The 24,807-nt window shown below is 55.9% G+C and carries 24 protein-coding genes and 1 tRNA gene; 4 read left to right on the forward strand and 21 right to left on the reverse strand.

The features are described 5' to 3' along the window. The 7 genes from ACIOVF_RS02775 to ACIOVF_RS02805 form a co-directional block, all read right to left on the reverse strand. Window positions 1-753 carry a sulfite exporter TauE/SafE family protein gene (locus tag ACIOVF_RS02775; protein WP_401287307.1) on the reverse strand — a complete coding sequence of 251 codons (753 nt, stop codon included), beginning with the start codon at window positions 751-753 and terminating at the stop codon, window positions 1-3. Window positions 754-848: 95 nt separating this feature from the next. Further along, window positions 849-1,721 carry a hypothetical protein gene (locus ACIOVF_RS02780; RefSeq protein ID WP_401287310.1) on the reverse strand — a complete coding sequence of 291 codons (873 nt, stop codon included), beginning with the start codon at window positions 1,719-1,721 and terminating at the stop codon, window positions 849-851. Between the two features lie 30 nt (window positions 1,722-1,751). Beyond that, on the reverse strand, window positions 1,752-2,189 hold the full coding sequence (locus ACIOVF_RS02785) for a hypothetical protein (RefSeq protein WP_401287312.1): 438 nt from the start codon (window positions 2,187-2,189) through the stop codon (window positions 1,752-1,754). Between the two features lie 99 nt (window positions 2,190-2,288). Next, on the reverse strand, window positions 2,289-2,795 hold the full coding sequence (locus ACIOVF_RS02790; protein WP_401287315.1) for a hypothetical protein: 507 nt from the start codon (window positions 2,793-2,795) through the stop codon (window positions 2,289-2,291). After that, entirely contained in the window at window positions 2,792-3,235 is a 444-nt protein-coding gene (locus tag ACIOVF_RS02795) for a hypothetical protein (protein ID WP_401287318.1), read from the reverse strand. Before ACIOVF_RS02795 ends, ACIOVF_RS02790 begins: the two co-directional genes overlap by 4 nt. Beyond that, entirely contained in the window at window positions 3,232-4,140 is a 909-nt protein-coding gene (locus tag ACIOVF_RS02800; protein ID WP_401287321.1) for an NAD synthetase, read from the reverse strand. The genes ACIOVF_RS02795 and ACIOVF_RS02800 overlap by 4 nt, the downstream gene beginning before the upstream one ends. A gap of 195 nt (window positions 4,141-4,335) precedes the next feature. Beyond that, window positions 4,336-5,601 (reverse strand): phosphatidylserine/phosphatidylglycerophosphate/cardiolipin synthase family protein, encoded by a 1,266-nt coding sequence (locus ACIOVF_RS02805; RefSeq protein ID WP_401287324.1) that lies wholly within the window; start codon window positions 5,599-5,601, stop codon window positions 4,336-4,338. 112 nt (window positions 5,602-5,713) lie between these two features. Between ACIOVF_RS02805 and ACIOVF_RS02810 the strand changes: the two genes are divergently transcribed. Then, entirely contained in the window at window positions 5,714-7,057 is a 1,344-nt protein-coding gene (locus ACIOVF_RS02810; RefSeq protein WP_401287326.1) for a hypothetical protein, read from the forward strand. 64 nt (window positions 7,058-7,121) lie between these two features. Here ACIOVF_RS02810 and ACIOVF_RS02815 read toward each other — a convergent pair whose 3' ends face one another. Continuing rightward, window positions 7,122-7,412, reverse strand: coding sequence for a DUF3077 domain-containing protein (locus tag ACIOVF_RS02815; protein ID WP_213603860.1), 291 nt, complete (start codon window positions 7,410-7,412; stop codon window positions 7,122-7,124). Window positions 7,413-7,493: 81 nt separating this feature from the next. Then, window positions 7,494-7,721 (reverse strand): hypothetical protein, encoded by a 228-nt coding sequence (locus ACIOVF_RS02820; protein ID WP_401287329.1) that lies wholly within the window; start codon window positions 7,719-7,721, stop codon window positions 7,494-7,496. A 269-nt stretch (window positions 7,722-7,990) separates the two neighbouring features. Between ACIOVF_RS02820 and ACIOVF_RS02825 the strand changes: the two genes are divergently transcribed. Then, entirely contained in the window at window positions 7,991-8,122 is a 132-nt protein-coding gene (locus ACIOVF_RS02825; RefSeq protein WP_401287332.1) for a hypothetical protein, read from the forward strand. A 26-nt stretch (window positions 8,123-8,148) separates the two neighbouring features. Further along, window positions 8,149-9,111 carry a bifunctional GNAT family N-acetyltransferase/nucleoside diphosphate kinase regulator gene (locus ACIOVF_RS02830; protein WP_258702740.1) on the forward strand — a complete coding sequence of 321 codons (963 nt, stop codon included), beginning with the start codon at window positions 8,149-8,151 and terminating at the stop codon, window positions 9,109-9,111. Here ACIOVF_RS02830 and ACIOVF_RS02835 read toward each other — a convergent pair. After that, window positions 9,062-9,427, reverse strand: coding sequence for a DUF3077 domain-containing protein (locus ACIOVF_RS02835; protein WP_401287600.1), 366 nt, complete (start codon window positions 9,425-9,427; stop codon window positions 9,062-9,064). The two genes, ACIOVF_RS02830 and ACIOVF_RS02835, sit on opposite strands and share 50 nt — an antisense overlap. 887 nt (window positions 9,428-10,314) lie before the next feature. Beyond that, window positions 10,315-12,000 (reverse strand): DNA cytosine methyltransferase, encoded by a 1,686-nt coding sequence (locus ACIOVF_RS02840; protein WP_401287335.1) that lies wholly within the window; start codon window positions 11,998-12,000, stop codon window positions 10,315-10,317. A gap of 34 nt (window positions 12,001-12,034) precedes the next feature. Here ACIOVF_RS02840 and ACIOVF_RS02845 point away from each other — a divergent pair, with 34 nt between their 5' ends. Beyond that, on the forward strand, window positions 12,035-12,469 hold the full coding sequence (locus tag ACIOVF_RS02845; protein WP_401287603.1) for a very short patch repair endonuclease: 435 nt from the start codon (window positions 12,035-12,037) through the stop codon (window positions 12,467-12,469). Window positions 12,470-12,611: 142 nt separating this feature from the next. Here ACIOVF_RS02845 and ACIOVF_RS02850 read toward each other — a convergent pair whose 3' ends face one another. From ACIOVF_RS02850 to pheS, 10 genes are all read right to left on the reverse strand, one after another. Further along, window positions 12,612-13,520: a PD-(D/E)XK motif protein gene (locus ACIOVF_RS02850; RefSeq protein ID WP_401287338.1), complete on the reverse strand. Its 909-nt coding sequence runs from the start codon at window positions 13,518-13,520 to the stop codon at window positions 12,612-12,614. A gap of 19 nt (window positions 13,521-13,539) precedes the next feature. After that, entirely contained in the window at window positions 13,540-14,205 is a 666-nt protein-coding gene (locus tag ACIOVF_RS02855) for a DUF6339 family protein (protein WP_401287341.1), read from the reverse strand. Next, complete coding sequence (locus tag ACIOVF_RS02860) at window positions 14,202-15,170, reverse strand: hypothetical protein (protein ID WP_401287344.1); 969 nt, start codon at window positions 15,168-15,170, stop codon at window positions 14,202-14,204. Before ACIOVF_RS02860 ends, ACIOVF_RS02855 begins: the two co-directional genes overlap by 4 nt. After that, a complete protein-coding gene (locus tag ACIOVF_RS02865) occupies window positions 15,167-17,161 on the reverse strand; it encodes a hypothetical protein (RefSeq protein WP_401287346.1) in 1,995 nt (664 codons plus the stop codon). Before ACIOVF_RS02865 ends, ACIOVF_RS02860 begins: the two co-directional genes overlap by 4 nt. A 74-nt stretch (window positions 17,162-17,235) precedes the next feature. Then, entirely contained in the window at window positions 17,236-20,052 is a 2,817-nt protein-coding gene (locus tag ACIOVF_RS02870) for a Z1 domain-containing protein (RefSeq protein ID WP_401287349.1), read from the reverse strand. A 407-nt stretch (window positions 20,053-20,459) separates the two neighbouring features. Then, a tRNA-Pro gene (locus tag ACIOVF_RS02875) sits at window positions 20,460-20,536 on the reverse strand. 106 nt (window positions 20,537-20,642) lie between these two features. Further along, the gene (locus tag ACIOVF_RS02880) at window positions 20,643-20,999 is read right to left on the reverse strand and encodes a MerR family transcriptional regulator (protein ID WP_038994582.1); all 357 of its coding nucleotides are present in this window, start codon (window positions 20,997-20,999) and stop codon (window positions 20,643-20,645) included. Beyond that, complete coding sequence (gene ihfA, locus ACIOVF_RS02885) at window positions 20,980-21,282, reverse strand: integration host factor subunit alpha (RefSeq protein WP_002553164.1); 303 nt, start codon at window positions 21,280-21,282, stop codon at window positions 20,980-20,982. The genes ACIOVF_RS02880 and ihfA overlap by 20 nt, the downstream gene beginning before the upstream one ends. Window positions 21,283-21,285: 3 nt before the next feature. Next, on the reverse strand, window positions 21,286-23,661 hold the full coding sequence (gene pheT / locus ACIOVF_RS02890; protein WP_123565570.1) for a phenylalanine--tRNA ligase subunit beta: 2,376 nt from the start codon (window positions 23,659-23,661) through the stop codon (window positions 21,286-21,288). A gap of 36 nt (window positions 23,662-23,697) precedes the next feature. Continuing rightward, entirely contained in the window at window positions 23,698-24,714 is a 1,017-nt protein-coding gene (pheS, locus tag ACIOVF_RS02895; RefSeq protein ID WP_038994580.1) for a phenylalanine--tRNA ligase subunit alpha, read from the reverse strand. Between the last annotated feature and the right edge of the window lie 93 nt (window positions 24,715-24,807).

The raw sequence follows: 24,807 nt of genomic DNA on the forward strand, positions 1-24,807 counted from the left end.
TCAGAGCACGTGGCGCGCCAGCAACCCGGGCACGGCCGCTACCAGCATCGCCACCCCGGACAGGGTCAACAGGCCCAGCACCACCCGGCGGAAGGTCACCTCGCTGATGCCGATGTACACCCGCGTACCGATCAGCGTCGGCAGCAGCATCGCCGGCGCCACCACCGCGAACATCGGCAGCATCGACGAGGTCACCAGGCCAGTGCCCAGGTACGTGAGCATGGTCACCATCAACATCGACAGATTGAAGTTCTGGATTACCGCTCGCTGCGCGTCGCGATCAAAGCCGCGCAGCGTGCACCACAGCGTCGGTACCGTACCGGTAAAACCACCGATGCCGCCCAGCGCCCCGCCCGCCATCCCCACCACCCCGTCTGCCAGACGCCCGCCGCGCAACCGCGGCAAGCGCGGTGCGGCCAACATCAACGGGCACCAGAGCACCAGCAAGGTGCCGAACACCGCCTTGAACCAGAGCATATCCAGGTAAGGCAACACCCACACCCCCATGGGAATGCCCGCCAGCCCGCCCAGCACAAACGGCCACAACAATCCCCAGCGAAAGCCCCGGCGCATGCTGAACGCCGCAATCAACTGCCCGGTCAGCCCACCGAACACCGTCAACACCGCCGCCACCTGCGGCTCCAGGCTCCAGGCCCAGAACGACATCGCGACCATGCCGAAGGCAAATCCCGACAGGCCCTGGACAAAGCCGGCGACCATGGCGCCGAGGGCGATCAGGTAAAGAGGGTCCATGAGGAGTGGCGTCCTTTTCGTGATGACGGAGAATCAGAACTGGCACACATGCTATTACAGTGGGAGCGGGCTTGCCCCGCGATAAGGCCGCCAGATCACTTACCAGCCTTACGCAACCGCAACCGCCGCAGCACCGCAAAACGCTTACAAAACTGCCGATGGTGATGACTGTTCAACAAAACCAGCGCCACCGAAGGCAGTGCAATCGACGTCGCGGAAAAAAACAGATGGATACCGCCTCCCAAACTGGCGATGGCCATCAGCAGACTCGTCACCGCAACCGCAACGAGACACCATACCCCCCAGGCATAACCGTTAGCGATCAGACCAGCGCCTACGCCACACACCGCCGCCCCGAGCAAAGTCACAATCAGCACATACCCCATGTTCTCGAGATGCCCGGCAAAGTAGGCGTACTCCAGCTGCACCGTTGCCAGCGCAATAGAGGCCATGGTCAAGAAAAACGCGGCGCAGGAGCGGCCCATGTAACGCCCCAAGAACGCCGCCATCCCCGGATACCGCAGCACATCCACAGGCTGCCCCGGCAAGCGCTTGGCTCGCGGAGCCTTGCTGATCTCGACGAACCTTGCATATACCCGCCGATAGCCCTGGCTGTTGAATACCAGCAGACCAGCCAGGGGACAGAAAAGCGCCAGGTAATAAACCAGCCCAGGTGGACGCTGGGCATACATCCCCAAAGCGACCAGCAAGCAACACACCAGCAGTGCCACCAACCACCAGATCAACCGCGCGCTCCCCCACACCAGCAAGAGGTGCAGCAGGGTCGGGATAACCACACCGTTCTTCACGCCGCGCAGAATGTCGGATGAACTCATGGCGCTCAGAGAGTGTGCGCCGTTAATCACCAGCATCAGGCTCATGAGGGAAGCAACTGACAGCAACCAGCTCAAGGTCAGCAGCGGGAAATTGCGGCGCAGGCAGGCGTTGATTTGTTCTTGGTGATTCATCCGTGAACCTTTGAGGGTGAGGGTTCGATTTTATCGTTTGCCAGACACAGGCTTGAAGTGATTGCGCCGGATATCCGACAGGGTTTTGCTCATCTCTCGATAACGGCGGCTGTTATACGCCAACAGCGCCAACAAGGGGGCAATTACAGAAGCCACTGCCAGGAGTGCATCGTGAGCAAAGGGATAGGTCAGCACGCCTGCAATCAGACAAACGAGCAACAGCCCGACTACTGCACGGTTTCCGGATGAGTAGCCGCGTATTACAGCGAATTGGCCGATGCCGAGGGTGGATGAGCCTAAAATGAGCATGATAACGATGTAGATCGGCCGATTGGGATCACCTGCGAAATAGGTCTCTCCCAAGCGGATGAACGCAGCGGTGAAGGATATAACGGCCAGGAAAAATCCGGTCCATAGCACGGGGTAGTATCGACGTATAAAAGCCGGCAATTGCGCTAGATCTAGCACTGGCTCGTTCTCCTTGCCAGACCTGCTGAACGTATTCGTCCCTTCATCGGTTCTCCCTCTGCCGCAACCTCATCAGCTGTGAAAACCGCAGAAGAATGCTCATCTCAGCGGACGCCACTTTTTACGCTGCTTACGTATCACCACCAGACGTTTGCACATCATCCGGTAGCGGCGGCTGTTGATCGTGAGCAGGGCTAACAATGAAGTGACTAACGAAACAGTGAAAAACACCCGATGGGTGGAGGGTCCGTATGTCGATAGCGTTGCCAGCAAGCTAATCACAACAAATGTGACGGTGAGCCAGACAGCGTTGGTAAAACCGCGTAGCAACATAAAATGACCTGCATTTAACACAAATGTGGCTATCAAGACTGCTAACAGCAACAACTCAAGATCATGTGTATAAACACCAAGAACATGTACCGTCGCAAAAGTCATGGCGAAAAGTGTTAGGAACAAACCGGCTGCGAAGCACGGATAATATCGTTTCATCCGAACAACGACTGCAGGTAGGAGCATGTCGTTTAAAGAGCCCATCTGCCACCGGCTATGGTGAGAGCGGGCTTGCCCCGCGATACGGTCAGCTCTGCTTGCCTCGTCATTCATTTGTTACCACCGCCCGCCGCACAGCGATTACGCATCCTGCGTATGACCACCACACGCTTGCACATCTGACGAAATTTCCGGCTATTGATTAAAAGTAGCGCCGACAGAGGAACCAATAGAGAAAAGATGGCAAATAGCTTATGAGGCGTTCTCTCAAGAGTTGAAATCACGGCGAGAAGACAAGCCAATAGAATTCCAACGATCACCCAGACGCCCCATACCCGTCCCCGGATAAGTATGTAGCTGCCAAAGGACAGCAAAAATGCGGCAGCCACTACAGAGCCGACAGCGTATTCATTTTCATAGGGGTGATTATGGAAGAAGGTATAGGTTACATTCAAAGTGGTAAATGAGAAGGAAGCGGTAGTCATCAAGATTACGGCTATCAGCCGCGGGAAATAGCGGCCTACAAATTCCCTCCATTGCGAAATGCTGATCATGACTCGGTTTCCTCAGTAAGACTCAGTGCCAAGCTTTTAACGGTATCGTTACTAGCCAATCCGAGAGTCGCTCCCAATGCGTCCTTGATCAATGCTGTGGTGGCACGGCTCATCTCGGTTGCCGTGTAACGCTTCGGAAGTTCCCCAAGTTTTTGACGCAGCTTAATTTGTTTGGCCGTCAATGAGGGATGCTTGATCGACAGCACTTCGGACATCAGATTTTTCCGCTGCTGACGAGTCAGCGAATTGAAGAGATCAAGCCAACTACTGCCCGTTGCCGCTTTTCGCACCTGAAGGAATCGCCAAGTGTTGAGAGCAGAGCCGGCTATCCCTAACAAAGACAGTGCATCAAGCAAAGGCATGAGCAATTGATACCACCCTGCCTCATTCATAAGATCATTTTTTTCGGGACTGAAAACCTCGTTGGTCGTTCTGATTACGCCGATCCCACACTGGGCAATCCCAGCTCCCGTAGACACCAAGCCTGCCGCTGAAATCACAAGGCCGGTGCCCCCCGTAAAAGGCACGATCAATCCGCCGGAAAAAATTACCTGCACGCTAAGGACGACACTCCCGCAGGCTAAGGTCGCGGCGCGTGCCTCCTCGAAAAATCGGGAAAGCCTGGTACTCAACTGAAGCTCCTGCACATACTGCTCAGGCGTCAAATACCGCTTCACCTCCTGCAACACCACCCGCTTGGGCAACACACTACAAATCGGCCGAAACTCCCGCAACGTCACCACGTTGTAGTCCGCATCGATGTACACCACCCCTGCCCCGACAATCCCAGGATCGGCGTCAATCGCTGCAAACAACCTCGGCACATTAACCAGGCTTTCAATCCGCTGGCGCGCAAAGTACTGCGACGGGCTCGCGCCAAGCCCGCTCATCCTTGAGTCGTTCATGGGGTCTCCTGAAACGTGAAAGCGCCTGCAAACCCGAAGGTTGCAGGCGCTTGAGCGGCCTAGTTTTAGCAGCTAAAAATCAACGTTTCAGAAGTGTATTTTTGCCAGGTATGTCGTCCTACTTTTCAAAAACCAGAAGAAAAACAATGATATGTAGGAATAGTCCTGCAGAGCGTGAGATAAACATACTTTGCCCTACCCAGCCGGTACTTCCTCGGGCTCAAGCACCCGCAACGCAACGTTGGAGCGCAGTTTGACCAGGCACAAAGTGTGCGATGTACCCTCCGCGCCAAAGAACTTATCCGCCCTCTCGCCCGTCAGGTTTTCCTCGAATTTGAACGGCGTGGTGATCAGCCGTTTGATGTCCCGCGCGAAGCTTTCGGTGTTGGCATCGATCCACTCGACCGCCTTGCGTCGTTCATCGGCAGGCGCCTTGGGTTTACCTGAATTGCGGAGCATCACGGCAGGATAAACATCAAGGTCTTCGGTGTTGTAGCGCATAAACACATGGCACAGCTCTTTATCCTCGCGATCGATCACGGCCACGCGCAAGTTGTAATCGCCCTTCCTGGCCTTGCAGGCTTTGTCGCTCGCATCAATTGCCACCCCCCACTGCGCCTGACCCTTGATTTGACCTTTGTCAACGCCGATCCGATTCTCGATGAACGAATACACGGTCTTGTTCACCCTGACCCAGCCAAGCTTGCCGGCACCGGAGATACACAAATAGCGATGCTGGGGTTTGAGGTCGTGGGTTTTCTTGCCGATAGGCCAGGTCAGCAACTCTTCGCCTTTCAATGAGTGTTGAAGACGTGCGTATTTCTCATCAAAGCGAGAAACGATGCTGCACTTGCGGGGATTGGACTGCGGCCGTTTGGCTAGTTCCGAGCGAACCTCGGCATCGATTGCCCGTTCGCCGCGTTGCGCACTTGCGCGCGATTTTTCAGCAGCAATCAAGTCGCGATCCAGTTCTTCGGCCTGCTTGCGCAACGCATCGTATTTGCCAGCCAGCGCCTTCGCAGCATTGTTAACCGACTCCAAAAAGCCCGACGTCAACAAAGTGGCCTTGCGCTCCATCTTCGCCACTAATGCTTCAACGCCCTTACTGACCCCACGAACGCGAACGTTGGTCTCAAAATTCGCACTCGCACCCCGCTCGGTAAAATTCTGGCTGCCCAAGGTCACAAAGCGGTCCTTGGCAACGACCATCTTCGCGTGAAGATTGGGCAGGTAGTAAACCGGGATCTTTTTCTTCAGAAGGGCTTTGATGGCACTGTAACTGGAGGCGCCAGAGGCAAGCACCTGCACATTGACCACCGTATAAACCTTGGCGCTTTTACCCAGCTGGGCAATTTCCAGCGCGGCCGAACCGGTCAGGTACGGCGAGAAAATCTTCAGATCAACCTTGTCGTTTTGCAGCTGTTCTTTTATCAGCGGCACGATATTGCTAGTGAACTTCAATCGTCGGCTTCCTTGTACGAGTCTCTGCCGATAATACTACATTGCCACTATCAACCGATTAGCCCAAAATCCCGCCCCTCGCACGCTCAAGCCGCCCTACAAGGAAACCGCCATGGCCCAGCCCCTGCTCGATGCCTTCATTGCATGGATGAGCGCCAACCTGGACAACGCCACCCTCGCCCACGGCTACCAGAACCGCATGAGTGGCGAGCCCTGGCACTGCAGCAGCCTGTTCAACGCCTATGAAACCTACCACTGGCCGCACCCGGCGATTGTGCACCTGGACATCGACAAGGGCAGCGACATCACCAGTAACACCCGCGCACTGACGGCGCTTGAGCAGCAACTGCAACGCGCCCTGGCGCCCGCGCCTGAAGACCTCGCGGCCAGCCGCGCAGCCATTGATGTGATGATCTGGGGTGGCGTACAAAACGGTAACGTCAGTTGGCTGACCAACAATGCCGAGGGCTTGGCCCAGCTGTTGATCCACACTCGCGACGCAATCGACAGCGGTGCTCTGAATCATCAACTGCTGCTTGACCCCGAGCTGCGCCTCAATGCCGGCATGACCAAGGTCTACTCGCTGATCTGCAAGCAGTTGGTGATTTACGACAGCCGCGTTGCTGCCGCGCTGGGCTGGGCGGTGGTGAAATTTTGCAAGCAGGTCGAGCCTGAACTTACCCAGGTTCCGCCCGAGCTGGCCTTCCCCTGGGCGTCGGCCAGGCCGAACAAGGGCATATCCAAACAGCGCGATCCGTCCCAGGGCAACTTGCAGTTCCCGCCGCTGCAGGGCGGTACGCTGCACGCGCAGTGGAACATCCGCGCCAGCCAGATACTGGCGGCGGTACTTGCCCATGACAATGCAAAGCACAGCGGCTTCAACCAGGACGACGGTACAGGCAGCAGCCCGTTGCGACGCCTGGAAGCGGCGTTGTTCATGATCGGCTACGACCTGGGCGGCGGTACGGTAACGAATTCGCAGCCAAAGGCTACCAGCCAGAGCGCGATGATCGCACCAACGGTCGGCTGGACTGAAGGCTGGACGCCCAAACAGCGCAAGGCTTTTCTCTATCGCTTGACCGACCAGGGCTTCGAAGCCCGCGGCACGAGTATCACCCGTTACCCGCTGCCGGTAATCAACGACACCCTCAACTACCTGTGGCAGCAGTTCGGTCGCGGGCAATTCCCCCTGGCCAACAGTGCCGACGGCGTGCCGGCCGGCACCAGCGAAGAAGGCATCGGCACCGCTTACTACCAGGCAATCAACCGGCAACCGCGGGTGCCTGAGTCGAGCCGCTTGGCTGCGATCCTTGAGGATCTCGGGGTGATTCAGCTAGTCAGCCGTGGGAAAAAGCACTGGGTGTTGAACCTGGAGTTGCTGGATGCTAACCATAAAGGCACTTTGGATATCGAGCCGCTGGTGCTGCGTTTGCTTGAAGACGAGGCGCAGGACTAGCCCGCGCTGCCCGCCCGCAGTCATCGCCTCGGACTCTTCGGCGAGCGCTGATTCAACGGCTGCGTCATTGCGGCCGGTCCAGCATGGCGTGAGCCACATCCTCCACCAGGGCTTTGGCCATGCCGCTAAGGTAATGCGCCGCCCAGGTCAGCTTGGGATCGTGCTCGATGCCGGCTTGCAGGGTCAGCCGGTTTACGCAGCCCATCAGCAGCGACGACTGCTCCAGAGCGAACGCCGCACTGTGGCCGGGCTCGACGCGGAACAGCCTTTGTGTGGAATGCCCACTTTCGCCTTCACCGAAGGCCGCGATGCCAGCGGTCTTATAGGTGCTGGCTGCTTTCAAATCCTCATCCATTGACAGGTCCTCCTGCTGAAATCGCTAGCCCGCGTTGCCAAGGGATTTCGTCAGCAACGCGGGCGTCTGCTTATTGGCAACTCAGTGGCGTGACTGCACCTTGCTCAAGGCCACTTCGACCAGAGCCCAGGCGTGTTCGATTTCATGCAGGGTCGCCAAGGTGAGGACCTGGTCGGGAGCTTTGGGATGGAGCAGGACGGATTGTCGGGCGATGGTCTGGGCGCGGACCAGGTATTCGGAGGTCTGGACCAGGAGGTCTTCGAGGGATTGGTTGGGGTGGTGAGGTGGGTCGGGGACGATTTTTAACATTACGAACTCCTTTGCTTTACGGAGCCGCCACACATTTGCTGTCAAACAAAAGGTGGCAGCCATACGTGGGTTGACAGACCGGCAAAGCAAAGGAAAACCCGGCGCACACGAAGGTGCCCCACGTACAGCCGCCATAACGCGTGCACATGCGGATTCACTTTGAATTCGGTCTGTCAAAACCGGTCGTTGAATTGGCAACGACTGGCGGAGACTAGAGCGCCAAAGGAACCACTGCAATGGCTTAAAGGCGGTGCGAGTATGATTGGGAAATGGACTACATGGAATCAGGAAATTCTGAAGAATTTGAGGGGCGGATGTTCATCGGCAAGATCATCGAAAAGAACGGCAAAAGCCTGCCAGAGTGCGCAGGCTATTCGCCATTCACTAGCGTTTTGCCATAAAATGGCCGGTTGCCGAAAGAACCGTCATGGCCATAGCCATGAAGGGCTTTCATTCTTTCCAAATAACTGTGGTGAAGATGAACAAGCCTTTCATTTCGCTGTGCCCGGAAATTACTCGGGCACACGCACTGACGCTCATGGATTGGTTGGAAGATGAGCGCGTTACCTGCTACTTGAGCGATTCGCGTCATGTCTCCCGCTCCATCGAGCAAGTTATCGATCGAACTCAATTGCCGATCCTGACCCATCTATTCAACCGGGGCGGCCGATTCTTCATGGCCTACGACCGGCATGACGCCCCGGTGGGCTTTGTCCGCCTGATCAAGACCGGCCCTAATTGCGAGATCGTCCTGGTCATCGGAGACAGCGACAAATGGGGCCGAAACCTTGGCGCGCGCACAATCCGCGAAGGCATGAAACTGGCCTTCCTCGACATGCGCGCCGAGAAGCTCATCGCCAAGATCCACCCCGACAACACCCGTTCGCTGAAAGCCTTTGTGCGCAGCGGTTTTCTGCTTGAAAGCGAAACGCCGACATTGAAGTCATTTTCCATGACCGCGGCGCGCTATCTGCAGTTCTTGCGCGAAGGTGCCGTGGCCGATTCCACTGAGATCTACATCACCGAAATCGACAAGGCCAGGCTCGAGAGCCTGATCGCGCTCGAGCAAGGCCCGGCCGTTGTTGAGCTCGAACATGAGCTTGAGCGAGCCATTGTCGTCAAGCCGCAGCAGGTGGCGCGCAATGTCGTCACAATGAACTCCAGGGCCTTGCTGCAGCTGGACGACGAAGAGATCGAAGTGGCCCTGGTCTACCCTGAAGACGCCGACAGCAGCGCCGGAAAGTACTCCGTGTGCTCCGACATCGGCGCCGCCATCCTCGGCTATCAGGAGGGGGACGCCATCGACTGGCGAGTTTCTGACCGGACCCGCCGGATCGGGATCAGGAAAGTGCTTTACCAGCCGGAGGCTGCGGGCGACTTTCACCTGTAATTGAGCCTTTGGCTAAGTGCTCCATCAGGCACGAAGATCCCCAACGATTTCCGTGCCTGATGCAGCCCCTCTTACTGACCACAAGACTGCGCAGTGTGCTACTCGCAAGATCAACCAGCGCCCTATCCGCCCCCCCCGACTCAACGATCATGGCATGGGCCACATCCTCAACCAGCGCCTTGGCCATCCCCACCAGATAATGCGCTGCCCACGCCGACGTACCGTCCTGCTCAAGGCCGGCTGCAACGTCAGGTGGTGCGCACAGCCCATCATGACCGATACCTGCTCCAGCACAAACGTCGCACCGTGACCTGATTCGACCCGAAACATTTCAAGGGCGACTACCATCAAATTCTGTAGGCGCGGATTCATCCGTGAGCGAGCACAAAGTGCTCGCCTATCTCAGACCAATCCCCTGCACCCGACCACGGAACCTCGCTGTTACTGGCGCCAGGTCAATCCCGCAACTGAACCTTACTCAACGCCACCTCAACCAAAGCGGGGGTGTTGTCGATTTCATGCAGGGTGGACAAAGTCAGGACCTGGCCTGGAGAGCTGGAATGAAGCAGGACAGTCTGCTGTGCCACGGTCATGGCACAGACCAGGTATTCGTAGATTTGGGCGAGGATGTCTTAGAGGGATTGGTTCGGGTTGAGGGGTCGGGGACGATTTTTAACATGGCGAATCTCCTTGCTGGTGGAGCCGCCCCATACCTGCTGTCAAACAGAAAGATGGCAGCTATACGCGGGTTGACAGACCGAGAGCAAGAAAACCCGGCGCACACGAATGTGCCCCACGTACAGCCACCATAAAGCCTGCCGAAAGGGTACTTGCTAATCGGCCTGTCAAAACCGGTCGTTGAATTGGCAACGACTGGGGGAGACTAGAGCGCTAGTGGAAGCACCGCAATGGCTTGAGGCAGGCGGGAGTATGATTCGGAAATGGACTACATGGAATCGGGGAATTCTGAAGACTTCACCAATCCTTCGAAAAGATATTCGTTGGGTCGTGAGCAGACCCCAATTCAATCAAACCTGGAACAGACCGCGTATGGTCAGCAATAGCGGCAGCCAACATGCGCTCACCCACAGCACATTCTTGAACGATGACTTACCTGCTGCAGATTGCGAATCTCCGCAGCAGGTGTGCTTGAAGCATCTGAAGCACCGGTGGAATTCTAGCTTCAGCATGCCTATCGCCTTGCTAGGGGAGTGCTGCACCTACATCGACTTTTGCACGTTGATAGCCATCTACCCCCAAGGTCTTTTCGCAAATCACAGCATGCACCACCGAAGCAATCTTGTGTGCTAACAGGGGAGGAACCGCGTTTCCTACCTGATGGAATTGCTGAGTCCTATTTCCTTGGAAGAAATAGTTGTCGGGGAACGTCTGGAGCCGGGCAGCCTCACGAACGGTCAGGCTACGACACTGCTTCGGGTCGTAATGGATGAAATAGTGCCCATCCTTGGAGATGTGACTGGTAATTGTCGTGGCGGGAAGGTGCTCCAGTTGGACCCTGAAACGATCGCTGAATTTTCCACTTTCCCAATTCTTGTGGGCTGGCGCCAACCCAGAAAGCGAGAACTGCTGATGACCTTTGGGCGATGTCTTGTAAGCTCGAGCGTAAACGCTCGCAAACATGTACCGGCGCAAGTCCGATGGCATATGGCCGCGTGCATCATGATTCAACCAGTACTCTAGGTTGTCATCGCGATACCACTTATCTAGATCCAAATGGCCAGTGGCACCATCCCCCTTCCGACGGGGCACACGGAGCGCACCTACATGAATAGGTGCAGACAATAGACCGCTGCGGATGATATCCATCTCGTACGCGAGCTTGGGCTCGGTACGGCTATCGACCTCGCTTCTCAAGTCGTCAAGCTGATTGGCAACCTCCGCATACCAAGCTTCATTACCGTCAACCTGCTTGGTCAAGCGACTACGCAGCTTGGGAAGTTCATCAAGGACCTGCTTCACACTCACCTGGTCTTGGACTCCTGGAATCCAGCCGTGATTCGGAATGTTTCCTTCTTCATCCAAGGCTATTCCAAGCAGAATCACGCGATGCCTAGCTTGAGGGATACCATGATCCTCCGCCTTGATAATGAACCCGCGCGGATCTACCTCATCGACATTCTCTCCGGGTCCGAAAGACTGACCCGTGACCAACGAGCAAATGCGATATCGGACGCCCGGTTCCTGGTCGCCAAGCGCTTTGTTCGGATCGGTGAGATCCTGCAGAATCTGGGAGAAAATACTTTCACCCCCCACCTTCGAAGAGAGTATTCCTTTGACGTTCTCCATCACGAAGACTGTCGGCTTTCTTTCTTTGATGATCCTTAGGTATTCCTTGTAGAGGAAATGGCGATGATCATTTTCAGCACTGTAGTCTGCCTTGGCTTGGTTACGCGCCCGACCGACAATCGAATACGCCTGACACGGCGGGCCGCCGATGAGCACCCAAGGGCGAGTCTCATCGAGCCGAGCATCAAGAATCTCATCCAGCTCTGTGTCACCCTCTGTAGATCCAAGCGTAATGCAACGGGCCTCAGCATCCGCCTCCCACCATTGTGCTTCACTTGCTTCTGAGTAGGGGATATCTGCCCGCCCGTTACAAAAATTGTAGTAATCGACCAGTCGTGTGGGGTTCTGATGCTTGAGAAGTCGGAAAAACGCCCTCAACCTGAGAGTCTCTCTGGCGATAGGATCCATTTCAGCCGAAACCACGATCTCGAATCGCGTTCCTCCGCCCGAAGAGGCAAAGCCCTCACCTAGCCCTCCTGGACCGGCAAAGAGATCGACAATCTGGATAGGCTTTGGAAGCGTCACGGTACTTTCGAAAGCTTTGTTTTGCCCTAAGGGCAAATTCATCTGTGGTTCAGTCATGGACATAGTCAGTAAGGAAGTCAGATCTCGCATGATGGCTAGCATTCGGAGCAGCAACACCTCACCAGAAATGAGGGTCCGGAGGTTACTGCATCGGCTCGGATTTAGGTATCGCCTGCATCAGCGAAATTTACCAGGTAAACCTGATTTGGTGTTGCCTCGTTTCAGAGTATGTATTTTCGTTCAAGGATGCTTTTGGCACCGTCACCCCGGCTGTAGGTATGCTACGACCCCTAAAACTCGAGAAGCTTTCTGGCGTCTGAAATTTGATCAGAATGCTGCACGGGATCTCAGAAACCGAAATGACTTGCTTCAACGTGGATGGCGCGTCATCGAAATCTGGGAATGTGGAACACGTGCGGGAGAGGCAGCCATGCTCTGGCTGCCGGATGCGATCAGGGATTGTAATCAAAAATATGTCTCTTGGCCTGACTTCTCCTCTCAACTCGCCCTGACAAGCACCTCGTAGTGGCTCCAGATCAAGACTCAGCAGGCGTAATCCAGCCGTTCCAGAGCGGTACGTCAAAGTTCTAACCTTGCGCCGTGCTCATTTAAACCGCCGATGGCGGTGCCTTTGCTTGAGGAGTATTCGCTACAAATGTGATCATTACTCAGAATGGATACCCTTGCAGCGCTGAAAGATCTACATCGTATTCGATGGACACAATACCGGTCGGGACCACTCCCGCCAGGAAGCTTGAGGGAGTGATCCTCGGAAAATTGTCGTCCACTGAATAAACAGTCGACTCCAGCAGACGATACGTTTCCGCACGAGCGGCCCCGCCAGCATAAAGGCCATCTCGGGCAAGTAATTCCTCCAATACCTCACTAAGCATTCCACCATCGACGAGCCGCCGGCTTACTGAATCGATCGACTCCCCTACGGTCGATGGCTCAAACCGTTGGTGTATCAGCTGCAATGGGACATTCGCAGAGCTGTTCAGCTGAAACTGTCCTGCAACATGGACCACCGATGCATACCTGCTCAACGTCGACTTCACTTCGTACGATGCGCCGGCCGCCTCGATGTCCACAGTGCTTCGCAGAGGGCCTAACCATTTAGCATCGATCCCCTGATTCCGAAGACGCTCAAGAACGAGCAACTCGCCAAGAGTACTATATGCTTGGTGATTTCGATTTGCATTTCCCAACAATTGCCGCCAACGGTTCCACCATGCAAGCGGATTCATCGTCAAAGCAATTCTATCCTTTCCATCGGTACCGGGGTCTAAAAACTGGGCACAAACAACTGCGAATTCATTACGCAACGCTTCACAGTCTGAATCCAACCGAAGCAGCGTTCGTAAATGACCGTTTACCTCGCGTTCCACCGTACCAAGTTTTGCGCCCGAGAAAAACTCCAACATATGCATAGCAGCTGCTATAGGCACAGCGACACCAAAACGTCCGTCCTCTCGGAAAACCCACGCCTCAGTGCCTATTTGTCCGGACTTGACCGGCAGCATTGCACCGTCCCAAACATTGGCAAAAGCTTCAAGAATCTCTTGTACTACATTCATTCTATTCCGAACCTAAGCCTTACTTAGTCTGGTCGATCTGCTGATACAGTGCCTGCACGTAACTGGAAACACCCCCACCAAACACCGAGGGCTCCATCATCACTGACATGGCAGTATTGAGCTTCATCAACTGTCGTATCTTGCGTTGCCCTGGAGGCCTCGCTCCTGCGGCACTGACCATTGCGCGATAGAGATCCACACGAAAACCCCGGCGCCCAGGCCGCTCGACTATCTGCACGACGTCATCAGTCGACATTCCAAAGGTGCTGGTGCGAGTCGAAGATTCATCGCCCTGCCATGAAAGATGGACAAACCACCAAAGTGCGCGCAGCCAAATGCGACTGCGATCTCGCCAGAACCGTGCTTCTTGTTGGGATTTTTCCCACCTAGATCTAACATAGTCCGGAAAAACAACTATGGACAGGTAGCGCCATATTCCATCATCAGCAGCTTGACGCACACCGAACCCATACTCGCTCAAATGCTTATAAAGAGTAAGCCCGACCTGAATATCATAGACACCAGCCTCAAGATCACTACTTACAAAAAGCGGGAGAGAATCGCAAATCGCAGCCCTTAGACTTGGATAATCAGCGGCTAAAGTTCCGGGCAGAAATGCATCTTCCTCCTTCATTTCCTCAAACTTCCGGCTCGCAACATTGCGAGTGAGTTTCGCCCAGTTCATTGCACCTCCCGAGGTGTACGAGCGATTGTATCGACCCATGCCTGAATTGATCTGATCAGTTCTCCAGGTGAAGAGCAGTTAAGGTTGCCGCGCTTTACCATTGAGGCCGCAGCATCCACAATACTCCCCCGCTCCGCAGCCATAGATCTACCAAGTGCAATCGCACTGAAGTCCACACCTAGGTCGGCCTGCAGCTCCAATAGAAACGTGGCAAGCCAAGATGCCATGACTTGGCAAAATAGCGGCGTCCATACTTCAGAGTTCTTTTCGCGCAACAAAGGAAAGTCAGGATGCTTGTTATTCAGGGAAAGAGACAACCACGTTGTAGAAAACTCATCTTCTCCTGGATCAGACCAGTCGTGTGTGAACCTCCAGAGCGGTTCGTTGACGCCAAGTTCTTCCTCTATAACTGGAAACAATGAGCCGTCCCCATCTATGATAAGACGGGTCTCAGGGCCCAATAATCCAAACCGGAACCCTGGAATTCTTGCCAGACCTTTTTCCTCCTCATCAGGAGTTCCCGCATCGCTTAAGAAGAGCTGCAGCGAAAGTGTGCCAGTTCCTCGAGCGGTATTGGCCGGTAATTCCAATGTAAGGTGCGCAGGCACTGCCTCGTCGGAGCTGTTTGGTAAGCGAAGCATTACCGGCTCTCCGAGCGTGCGCCAGCCAGAGTCGGAGGAAACCCACTCTAGAGCCAAGGCCAATGTCGAAGACTTCGGAGCCACCCCAGCAGGTCCGAAAAGCAACCAGACGTTCGGCAAATCCTCGATATGGCAAATTACTTCCAGCTCGTCTCTAACAGGATCCCAATCGGAGTCGTGGCCCAGCGTAAACTGCCCCCCCCATTGCCCTCGAGCCCCGGGACTCCCCCTTGATGAGGTGATAGTGATCACTGGATCAAATTCTAACTGCTGAATATGTTCTAGAGTCAGTACTGGATGGGGCGGAATTTGGTGCTGTTTCATACCGCCCCTCCCGTCACCTCTAGTACCGCCGCATGCAGAACCGGCCGCAAATTACCAGCAAGTGATTCGGGCATCCGGACGGCCAATTCACCGTGGACGGTGGCACCATCTATGCCTGACCACCCTTGTTTCAGAACTAGTAGCAGCCCATCAACCTCGAGACCGATTGTGATATACGGCGAGAAGGGCCCTGTAACCGTAGCGTTCCCAATACGTAGCGGGAAGGGCCCAAGCCCCTCCTCAACCCACTTTTTATAACTTATCTTCCTAGACTCTGAGTCCACACTAAGCACTATCTGCCTGCTGGCCTGCCCCTTCCCCCAGTACAATTGCCAGCAAACGCGCATTTCGCCTTTACCATATTGCACATCGGTTACTTCGAGATCCGGAAGCTTATGCTGCCCCCCTTGTCGACGCTGATGTGGATCGCCTGGCTCGGGCATGCCAGGTGGGGCTGGTGGTATCCGTCCATCTTGGCCAAACCCAGCAGGAAGCAATCTATCTGCAAGATTGCGGGCCGCTCGCAGAGAAATGCCTTGAGGCCTCGCAGCTATTGGAGCATTAAATGCTACGATAGCATTACCTACTTTACTGCGAATTCTACTGACAATCGTGAGGCCTGCATGATCTACCCATTGATGGTGGTCTGCTCTCTCGCATGCACGCAGATAGGCTTCTAGTGTGTGGTCTGCAGATCGCAACTTGTCACGGATGGCCTGCTTCAACTCACGATTCTTTTCTGGGACGAATAGCCCGACAAGAAAGCTATCGCCCGCATCCACCAATGCGCCACCGCCCCAACCCTTCGGGTCAGCGCTGTTGTCCCAGCGAATCACCATTCCGGGGCCTCGCATGAAGGCCACCAGCGGCCGACTCCGTTGAGGCTGCTCTTGCGGGTTTAAAATGCTGCGATAGGGATCGGGAGCGTTGTCAGGGGCGGTCATCTTAAGTTGTTCGGCGGTAAGGCGCACCGCTGTGATCCGACCAGCGCTTGTACCCGCTCGGAAAACTCCATTTAAATCTATGGATTTATTAAGGATGCTCGTCACGTCGATGCCGCACTTATCGAGATAGTCGTCGCCCCTCGGCGAAGTACCGCTATCCAGTCGATTGTAGAGGGCTTGCAACACTTGATATACCGGTTGCATCCGCGTGCTCTGCAAGCGCTGGCCATTGACGCTAACTGAAAGTGCTGGCCCTCCTCGAAACCGGGGGTTGTCGATCCTAGCGCAGAACCAGCGCTGCAGCGCTATGCGCACATAAGACGTGTAGTTTTGGAACCACCATGGCAGAGGCTCCCAACATGCGCTTTCATCGGGGTCTTCAGGAGCTGCTTCATTTGGAAGAGGAATAAGGTCTGTTCTCAGGAACGGAATAACAATAACTGTACCAGTATCCCCCCCCTTAAGTGGCTGAACACCGATTGACCCCAGTAGCTCTGCAATTTTCGTAGAGTCGGTGATGGGGGCGCCTTTGGCCCCGCCCCACCAAGCAATGCCCGTCGCCGAGTCTCGCTGGAGCCGGTCCTCATCAGTCTCGTTCTCAACAAGGCAGGCAACCAACCTTTCTTCATAACGGTTGTCCAGATAGATCCGCGAGTAGTAAAAGACCAGTCCTACGCCTACCCGGAAATAGCATGTCTTGCCTAACCCCCAAGAGCCACCAGATGCTCCGTCGCCCCGAGGTTTGCCTACCTCATACACGAGTTTTAGTAGGTTTCCCCGAGGCTCGCCACGACCGACGTCTTCTATCCCGACCGGCCCCGTCAACCCCTCTGTGTCCTTGTCGCGAATCTCTAGCAACTGGCCACCTATTGGAAAGAGGCGAAAAAGCACTTCCTTGTCGATGCCGAACCCCAGAAGTTCAGCAATCACATCGGTCGTATGCTCGCGAATAGCGATATCGACAGATACTTCGCTGCCGGGAACACCCAATGCAGCATCAAGACTGTTCTGGACAGCTTCTCTGATAAGTAGGTCAAGTGGAATCATTGACTCATTTTGCATAGCCCGTAGCAATGCGCTGCCAGACTCTTGCATGAATCCCAAGGGCAATGGAAAGTATCTCACCTATTCTCTCCAACCCCGGTACCAGGAGCATCATCATTTTCGTCAGCCAGTACCGGCGGAATGCGCACGGTAAGATGCGTCGCATAGGATCGTCCGACACTCCTCGCACCAGGAAGTAAGATGCTGACGCCAAGGATGTCCTCTTCCGCATCAAGCGACGCCCTTAACCTCTCTTCCTCCGGTTTACGCAACTGTGAATCGCTTGCTTGACTGCCCTTATCAATCAGATACAAAAGCAACTGAGGAGTGCTTTGCAATTCTGCACTGGCACGCAGTGCGGAGATCGCTTCATTGCTCGGCTGCTTGGGTACTTGGAACTCCTTGCCGATATCCGCCAGAAGATCCAATGGATCCCGAAGTACACCAATGGAAACAGCATCATCACGACTCGCAGCAATAACGCGACTGCGGGTTACAAGCCCAACAGATCTGTCATTGATACGCCATACTCTCCCCGAGCCGGATGACGTGCCTGCAGCAACAACATTCCATTTCTCATAGCCTACAGCGACGGCCTGCCGCTGATACCACTGAAGAAACGGCCCGATGTCTGAAAAAAACTGTGCGTTCGGATGAAACTTCAGATCGCTCAGAAGTTTTGCAACGGCATCGAAGGCCACGCCCCGCCATACAAGAGCGCTTCTCTGTAGAGCAGCTACAGGCCCCTTTTCAATATTCTCCAAAAATTCCGTTGCAATAGATCTATTGTGCAGATGAATTGAGGCACTTTCCTCTCCCGCATGAAAGATCGTTGTCTGCCGGTTGACCGCAGAGAAGTCATATTCTGCCCCCTGAGCCTGGACCATGCGATTTCGAGCGGTAGGGCGCAACCATGATGCCCGGGGATGAGTCCGTACTCTTGGCCCGAACTCAGAGGGGTCGGCGCCCCCATCCATGAATCGTTTGAGGTCGTCACGCAGGTCTTCCTCAGCCAGCGTCAAGAACTCGAACTTGGCCCTAGTTTGTTCTGGCATCCAAATTCTAGGGATAAGTTCGTAACCCTTCCGGTAGCCGAACCAACGCCCCATTTGCATCAAAGAATCTCCGAGCACCGTTGCACGGAGAAAAAAGGTGCTAACTAGGTTCTCAATCGTGAGCCCTCGCGCGAGTGTGCTCCCACCAACCACGATGAAGGCTGCGGCGAAATCTGGATAGTCATCTAAATCTGGGTCGGGGTAAAATAACCGCCGCACTTCGTTTTCATTGCTTATGCCATTATTTGCGCAATTGTCGATACAAATGTGGAGACCTCGATGGTAGGTCATCGTCCCTTCTTCATTGAGCGGAATAGCGGATACTCTCGCAAGTAAATCTTCAATGTGCGGGACCAACGCATCGAACGCTGGATAGTCACGCAAGCTGTCCATCCAACCATAGGTAGAGAATCGATCCTTGAAATCGTCCCTACCGAGTTTCGCGCTCTGCTCGTTCCAGGTTTTCTGGCATGCTGCAAGGAAACTTTCCTTGTTATTGCTAGCCTCAACAAGCATTCTGCTCACAGCGTCGGCTACATTTTGGTGATGCTGCTGCCGCTGGCTAGTATGCACAAGCATGCTGACAGGCTTAGCTATCCCATAAACGCGAAATGCTGCCGCAGCACATACGAACCAACGCAGCGCATCCATTAGGCTACCCGGAATGTTCTCCAAGTGGTTGTCATGTAGATCTGTGATCCCGCCCAAATCGCTGGTTGAAACCGGGCTAATTACTCCTAACGGTTCGATACCGCGATCAGCGGCCCCGAAGATCTGCGGCGGGCCAAAATGTTTATCCGACTGCTGCAGAGAGAGGATGAAGCTCTCGGGATACAACCCCTCGCCTGGCCCCTCATTAAGAAAATTGGCTGCTGGCGTTGCTGTGTAGCCCACATAATTAACGGCAAGCGCCTCAACTTTCGTCAATCTGATGATTGCCTGGTTGATGGTGGTCCGGACCTGTTCACTAGCTGCGGTATTGATACTTGCCTGATCCGCCTCGTCATCAATGATGAGAATGCGCATTTGTCTCAACGAGGCTACGTCTTTCGTAATCCAGCCATAAAGGTTTTCAAGACGAGTTGGATTTTTTAGACAAACAACAAGATAGCGGGACGTGCTTCCCGCTCTAAAATGCTTGTCTTGCGCCCGGTGGCCATGAGGGCTGTCACCTGAGGGTTGATCAAGCGGCTCCCAATGAATGTTGCCAGAGTGATTCAAATCTTTGACTAGTCGACGGAGTGTTTGTCGGCGTAGGTTCTCCAACGTTCCGCTCAGAACAATCACTAGATTCCATCCATGATCAGCAGCCATGGCAGACAATCCCGCAATACTCGCTGTCTTTCCCGACTGAACATGACCGACCACCATCCCACGTACTGGCCCCGTACCTTCCGTCTTCTTTTTCAGCCGTTTCAAAATTTTGAGAGACGACTCCTCAATCGGGGTAATGTCCTCTTCTTTGTCCCACCCCTGTCTTTCTAGATGAGCGCTATACAGCTGCCATGACGAATGCTCATCTTCAGCCACCTTGATATTGGGTTCAGTCTCCTCGCGACCGACGACTACGAGTGGCCGTTTCGCGAGCGTCATCCTTGACTCGGCATCTTGCTTTGCATCTAACAACGCAATCCATTTGGCACGACGCTCTTGCAATGTGGGACCAAGGCTTGGCCATGAGGAGAACATCTCCTGAGAAACGAGCCAAGCGTCCAAGGCATCGGAAGCTTGCTCGACCTGCACTCGAAGATCCGCCCAAGTCTTACCTTCCCGCAACTGCTTTTGAATGTGAGCACGATAAAGGTCGAACTCAGGGTCAATGAGAAAATTCGTCGTCATAGCCTTCCATCCTAGAGGGTCTGAAATCTGGCAAGGGCAAACCTAGACCTCGCCCGTTTTAATCTTATTACCTGTGCCACTCGAACTGGCGATACTGATAACTGACTAGCGCGCACCCACATACTTTCTCATTGCGAATAGCAACCCCGCCCAAGGCAACAATTTAATTCTAAACACCAATTACCGAAACAAAGAAAATTGAAAATTAGCAAGTCAATTGCCAGCGTAAACCTTTATTTTTCACACCAAATAGCAAAGTTTTCGATATCAATACTCGAGCCACACTCAGAACTCTTTCGCAATACACCACAAGCTAAACAGGGGTAGCCTTGTGCCACACGTGCCTACCTTAAACTACAAAAACAAAAAAGCCCAGTCGTCACCGACTGGGCTTCTTCGTTAAATAATGGTCGGGACGGAGTGATTCGAACACTCGACCCCTTGCACCCCATGCAAGTGCGCTACCGGGCTGCGCTACGCCCCGACTGGGCTTGAAGCATGTTCCCCTGGTTGCTGAGAACGTTGAAGAATGTACCCTAACCTTTTGAATTATGGAAGCATTTTTTCCAAAATTCCGGGCCCGGTAGGGGTTACTTCTTCAGCACCACCAACACGTCTTCCAACTCGGCAATCATTTGCCGGATCAGTTGCTTGTACTGGGTGGTGTCGTCCTTGGCTTCGTCGCCAGAGAGGCGCAAACGCGCCCCGCCGATGGTGAAGCCTTGGTCGTAGAGCAGCGCGCGGATCTGGCGGATCATCAGCACGTCCTGGCGCTGATAATACCGCCGGTTGCCGCGGCGCTTTACCGGGTTGAGTTGCGGGAATTCCTGCTCCCAGTAGCGGAGCACGTGCGGTTTTACCGCGCAAAGCTCGCTCACTTCACCAATGGTGAAGTAGCGTTTGCCTGGAATCGGCGGAAGCTCGTCGTTATGACTTGGTTCCAGCATAGGCCTCAACTCGGGCTTTCAACTTCTGCCCTGGACGAAAGGTGACGACCCGACGCGCCGTGATCGGGATTTCTTCCCCGGTCTTGGGGTTGCGGCCCGGCCGCTGGCGCTTGTCGCGCAGGTCGAAATTGCCGAATCCGGACAATTTGACCTGCTCGTTGTCTTCAAGAGCGTGCCTGATTTCCTCAAAGAACAGCTCGACCAATTCCTTGGCCTCGCGCTTGTTCAGGCCCAGCTCCTCGTACAGCCGTTCGGCCATCTCAGCTTTCGTCAGAGCACCCATACGCTATTTCCTTAACGTGGTGTTCAACCTTTGTTCGAGCGAGGTGAGGATGTTCTGGGTTGCAGTATTCACCTCTTCATCATTAAGAGTGCGCGATGGATGCTGCCAGGTCAAGCCGACGGCCAGGCTTTTTCTATCAGGATCAATGCCTTTACCCTGATAAACATCAAACAGCCTGAGGTCTGTGAGCCATTCGCCTGCATTGTCACGAATTACTTCAAGCACCGAGCTCGAAGCAACATCACGTCCTGCGACCAAGGCCAGGTCACGACGCACTTCCGGGAATTTCGACAGTTCGCTGAACTTCGGCAGGCGGCCTTCGGCCACTTCACCCAGCACCAGCTCAAACACGTACACCGGACGATCCAGGCCCAGGGTCTTGGCCAGCTCCGGGTGGATGGCACCCAGGTAGCCGACTTCGCGACCGTCGCGCTCGATGCGTGCGGTTTGGCCCGGGTGCAGCGCCGGGTGTTTGCCCGCAACGAAGCTGAACTCGGCGAGCGAGCCAGAGAAGCCCAGTACCGCTTCAACGTCGGCTTTCACGTCGAAGAAGTCGATGCTGTCACGGCCGTTGGCCCAGCCTTCCGGCAGGCGGCTGCCGCAGACCACACCGGCGAGCATCGGCTGCTGCTTGAGGTCGCCCAGCTGGCCGACGAAGCGCAGGCCGCTTTCGAACATGCGCACGCGGTCTTGCTGGCGGTTGAGGTTGTGCTGCAGCGACTTGACCAGGCCCGGCCACAGCGAGGCACGCATGGCCGCCATGTCGTTGGAGATCGGGTTGGCCAGCAGCAGCGGCTCGACGCCCGGGCTGAACAGTTCGAACAGTTTCGGGTCGATGAAGCTGTAGGTGATGGCTTCCTGGTAACCACGGGCCACCAGCAGGCGGCGCAGGGCTGGCAGTTCGCCACGGGCTTCGGCCTTGGCCTGCGGGGCCAGGCGCGCTTGCGGGTAACGCACTGGCAGGCGGTTGTAGCCGTACAGGCGCGCCAGCTCTTCGATCAGGTCGACTTCCAGGCTGATGTCGAAGCGATGGCTTGGTACTTCAACCTGCCACTGGCCTTCGCCGGCGGTGGTTTTCAGGCCCAGGCCGTTGAGCAGTTGCTCGACCTCGGCGCTGGCCATTTCCATGCCCAGCATCTGGGTCAGGCGCTCGGCACGCAGGGTGACCGGGGCCACCTTGGGCAGGTGCGCTTCGCTGGTGACGTCGATCACCGGGCCCGCTTCGCCGCCGACGATCTCCAGCAGCAGGCCGGTAGCGCGCTCGATGGCTTCGCGGGCCAGTTGCGAGTCGACGCCGCGCTCGTAGCGGTGCGAGGCATCGGTGTGCAGGCCGTAGGAACGGGCCTTGCCAGCCACGGAAATCGGCTCGAAGAAGGCGCTCTCGAGGAAGATGTCGCGGGTGCCAGCAGCAACGCCGCTGTGCTCACCACCCATCACACCGGCGATGGCCAGGGCGCGGCTGTGGTCGGCGATGACCAGGGTGTCGGGGCGCAGGGTGACTTCCTGGCCGTCGAGCAGTACCAGCTTCTCGCCCTCTTCTGCCATGCGCACGCGGATGCCGCCGTTGATTTCGGCGAGATCGAAGGCGTGCATCGGCTGGCCGAGCTCGAGCATCACGTAGTTGGTAATGTCGACGGCAGCGTCGATGCTGCGCAGGTCGGAGCGACGCAGGCGCTCGACCATCCACAGCGGGGTCGGCCGGGTCAGGTCGACGTTACGGATAACGCGGCCCAGGTAGCGTGGGCAGGCAGCCGGTGCCAGCACTTCAACCGGGCGCACTTCGTCGTGAGTGGCGGCAACAGCCGGCACTTGCGGACGGGTCACCGGTACGTCGTACAGGGCGCCGACGTCGCGCGCCAGGCCGGCCAGCGACAGGCAGTCGCCACGGTTCGGGGTCAGGCCGATCTCGATGCTGGCGTCGTCCAGGTCCAGGTACACGCGAATGTCGGTGCCAACCGGGGCGTCAGCCGCCAGTTCCAGCAGGCCGTCGTTTTCTTCGCTGATCTGCAGCTCGGCCGCCGAGCAGAGCATGCCGTTGGATTCAACGCCACGCAGCTTGGCTTTCTTGATTTTGAAGTCGCCCGGCAGTTCGGCGCCGATCATCGCGAACGGGATCTTCAGGCCAGGGCGAACGTTGGGCGCGCCGCACACTACCTGGAAGGTCTCGCTGCCATTGCTGACCTGGCACACGCGCAGCTTGTCGGCATCGGGGTGCTGTTCGGTGCTCAGCACCTCACCGACGATGATACCGCTGAACTGGCCGGCGGCCGGGGTGACGCTGTCGACCTCAAGGCCGGCCATCGACAGACGGGCGACCAGATCGTCACGGGATACCTGCGGGTTGACCCAACCGCGCAGCCACTTTTCACTGAATTTCATCCTGCTCTCCTGAAAGATTCGTTACGGGTGCGCGACCTAGCGAAATTGCGCAAGGAACCGCAAATCGTTGTCGAAGAACAGGCGCAAATCGTTGACGCCGTAACGCAGCATGGCCAGGCGCTCGGCGCCCATGCCGAAGGCAAAGCCCTGGAACTCTTCCGGGTCGATGCCGGACATGCGCAGCACGTTCGGGTGAACCATGCCGCAGCCCATGACTTCCAGCCAGCCGGTCTGCTTGCACACCCGGCAACCTTTGCCGCTGCAGATCACGCACTGGATGTCGACTTCAGCCGAAGGCTCGGTGAAGGGGAAGAACGACGGACGGAAACGTACCGCCAGCTCTTTTTCGAAGAACACCCGCAGGAATTCTTCGATGGTGCCTTTGAGGTCGGCGAAATTGATGTCGCGATCGATCAACAGGCCTTCGACCTGGTGGAACATCGGCGAGTGGGTCAGGTCCGAGTCGCAGCGGTAAACGCGGCCCGGGCAGACAATGCGGATGGGCGGCTGAGTGGACTCCATGGTCCGCACCTGCACCGGCGAGGTGTGGGTACGCAGCAGCATGTTGGCATTGAAATAGAAGGTGTCGTGCATTGCCCGGGCCGGGTGGTGGCCGGGAATGTTGAGCGCTTCGAAGTTGTGGTAGTCGTCTTCGACCTCAGGGCCTTCGGCGATGCCGTAGCCAATGTGGGTGAAGAACTGCTCGATGCGTTCCAGGGTACGGGTGATCGGATGCAGACCACCGGAGGTCTGGCCACGGCCCGGCAAGGTTACATCGATGCACTCGGCGGCCAGTCGGGCGCTGAGCTCGGCCTCTTCAAACGCCGCTTTGCGCGCGTTGAGGACCTCGGTGACGCGTTCCTTGGCGTCGTTGATCAGCGCACCGACTTTCGGCCGCTCTTCGGCTGGCAGGTTGCCCAGGGTCTTCATCACCTGGGTCAGTTCGCCTTTCTTGCCAAGGAATTGCACCCGGATCTGTTCCAGGGCATTGATGTCTTCAGCGCGTTCCACGGCCTCCAGGGCTTGGGAGACCAGCGCGTCCAGGTTTTCCATGTACAGACTCCAGATACGAAATAGGGGAAGAGCGCAGGCTCTTCCCCTATTAAGACGTTTAACACCAGGCGCCGGAAATGACACCTGGTGATT

Origin of the sequence: Pseudomonas sp. NPDC087612 (assembly GCF_044743505.1) — a bacterium.
Taxonomy (GTDB): Bacteria; Pseudomonadota; Gammaproteobacteria; order Pseudomonadales; family Pseudomonadaceae; genus Aquipseudomonas.